A 2129-nucleotide genomic window follows, 5' to 3' on the forward strand; every position below is an offset into this window, starting at 1 on the left:
TTGAGTAGAAAAAGGAAGAAATAACATGTATCCTGCGGGGATGCCGACAGGCGGAGATGCGATCAACACGGGGGCGTTGCCCGGCTTTTTGACGTGGGCGGCGCTGATTCTTCTGATAATGGGGCTGGTGTGGGTGATCGAAAAGCGGTAAAGGCACTGTTTCTGGATCGTGATGGTGTGATCAATATCGATCACGGATATGTGAGCCGGGTCGAGGATTTTGAATTTGTTGACGGAATTCTGGAGTTTATCAAAAAGGCTGAGGAAAAAGGGTATCTTCCCATAATTGTGACCAATCAGTCCGGCATAGGCAGAGGCTACTACGCTTCCGAAGATTTTGAAAGATTGACGGAGTGGATGATCGGGCAGATGCGGGAAGCGGGTATAAAAATCGGCCGTGACCAGGTCTTTTATTGCCCCCACGACCCTGATGCGGGTTGTGACTGCCGGAAGCCGATGCCTGGCATGTTTTTGGAAGCGGCCAAACGATTCGGGATAGATTTGGAGAATTCGGTGATGATCGGGGACAAACCAAGTGACATCGAAGCGGCGAGAGCGGCGGGAGTGGGGCATACATTTCTCGTCAAGAAAAATGTACCGATAAAAGGCATTGTTCTATGATCGATCAAATACGGAATGCATTGTATAATGGAAAAGTAGTATGGCAAAAACATGCACTGCAGCGTATGATGGAGCGCGGTATTGCACGAGATGAGGTCAAACAGGCGATTTTGACAGGAGTAGTGATTGAAAACTATTCGAATGATATGCCCTTTCCGAGTCTTTTGATTGCAATGGTCGATGGTGTGCCTCTGCATGTCGTGGTTGCTTATGATGAAATGAATCGAACGGTCTATATTATTACTGTGTATCGGCCGGATGAACGTTATTTCGAAGAAGATTTGATAACAAGGAGAAAATCATGAATCAAGCGATGAGATGTCCTATGTGTGGAGGGAATTGTCGTGATGGTGCGACGACTTTTACCGTTGATCTGGGCTTTGGCGTGGTCGTGATTCGGGAAGTACCTGCCACTGTGTGTGAACAATGCGGAGCCGATTGGATCGACGATACGGCATCTGAAGTGCTGGAGAGATTGGTGGCGGATGCCCGAGAGAAACATGCGATGATCGAAGTAGCGACGTATAAAGATTTGAAAGCGAGTTGATAATGGACTTCAATGGAAAAACGATACTTATTACGGGAGGGGCTGGTTTCATCGGCTCCAATCTGGCATTCTGGTTTCAGGAGAACTTTCCCGATGCCAAAGTGGTCGTATTCGATCTTTTCCGTACAGGCGAGACTTTCAGCAACGGCAACCTCAAAAGCTTTGGCCACTACAAAAATCTCAATGGGTTCCGGGGAGAGATTGTCGCGGGCGATATCAACAATCGTGAGGATCTTGAACGTCTTCTCGATTTTCGGTTCGACTTCATCTTCCACGAAGCGGCAATCAGCGACACGACGGTTAACGATCAGAAAATCATGATCGATACCAATCTCAATGCGTTCAAAGATCTGCTTGTGATGGCCAAGGAGATGGGTGCGGCGATGATCTATGCCAGTTCGGGCGCCACCTACGGCAACGCTCCGGCTCCGCAGACGGTGGGGCGTGAGGATCCGGCCAACATCTATGGCTTCAGCAAACTGGCAATGGACAACTTGGCCTATGATTGGATGAAAACAACCGATCTTCCTGTGGTCGGACTTCGCTATTTCAATGTTTATGGCCCACGCGAATTTTTCAAAAACAAAACGGCGTCGATGGTGCTGCAGTTCGGCCACCAGATCCTGGCCGGGAAAAATCCACGTCTCTTTGAGGGCAGTGACAAAATTTTGCGCGATTTTATCTATATTGACGATGTGATCCAGGCAAACATCAAGGCGTGCAATCCGAAAAAGAGCGGTGTCTACAATGTCGGTACCGGCAAAGCCCGCAGTTTCCAGGATATCGTCGACATCCTGCAGGAACAGCTAGGTACAAATCTGACCTGTGAGTATATTCCCAACCCGTTTGTAGGACAGTACCAGTTCTTTACTCAGGCTGACATCGAGCCGACGAAAGAGTTTCTGGGTTATGAGCCGGAAGTGACACTGGAAGAGGGGATAAAAAGATATCTGCCGGAGAT

The 2129-nt window shown here is 48.6% G+C and carries 5 protein-coding genes; all 5 read left to right on the forward strand.

What is annotated here, in order from left to right; translation table 11 throughout:
• Nucleotides 1–25 precede the first annotated feature (25 nt).
• Complete coding sequence (locus Q1K24_RS07290) at nucleotides 26–151, forward strand: hypothetical protein (protein WP_300368156.1); 126 nt, start codon at nucleotides 26–28, stop codon at nucleotides 149–151.
• Nucleotides 130–621: a D-glycero-beta-D-manno-heptose 1,7-bisphosphate 7-phosphatase gene (gene gmhB / locus Q1K24_RS07295; protein WP_300368159.1), complete on the forward strand. Its 492-nt coding sequence runs from the start codon at nucleotides 130–132 to the stop codon at nucleotides 619–621. Before Q1K24_RS07290 ends, gmhB begins: the two co-directional genes overlap by 22 nt.
• Nucleotides 618–926, forward strand: a complete 309-nt coding sequence (locus Q1K24_RS07300; RefSeq protein WP_300368163.1) for a DUF4258 domain-containing protein — start codon at nucleotides 618–620, stop codon at nucleotides 924–926. The genes gmhB and Q1K24_RS07300 overlap by 4 nt, the downstream gene beginning before the upstream one ends.
• Nucleotides 923–1168 (forward strand): type II toxin-antitoxin system MqsA family antitoxin, encoded by a 246-nt coding sequence (locus Q1K24_RS07305; RefSeq protein WP_300368166.1) that lies wholly within the window; start codon nucleotides 923–925, stop codon nucleotides 1166–1168. The genes Q1K24_RS07300 and Q1K24_RS07305 overlap by 4 nt, the downstream gene beginning before the upstream one ends.
• Nucleotides 1169–1170: 2 nt before the next feature.
• The coding region (gene rfaD, locus Q1K24_RS07310; protein ID WP_300368169.1) for an ADP-glyceromanno-heptose 6-epimerase at nucleotides 1171–2129 on the forward strand (959 nt) is incomplete at its 3' end.

The organism is Hydrogenimonas sp. (genome assembly GCF_029932565.1).
Lineage (GTDB): Bacteria > Campylobacterota > Campylobacteria > Campylobacterales > Hydrogenimonadaceae > Hydrogenimonas.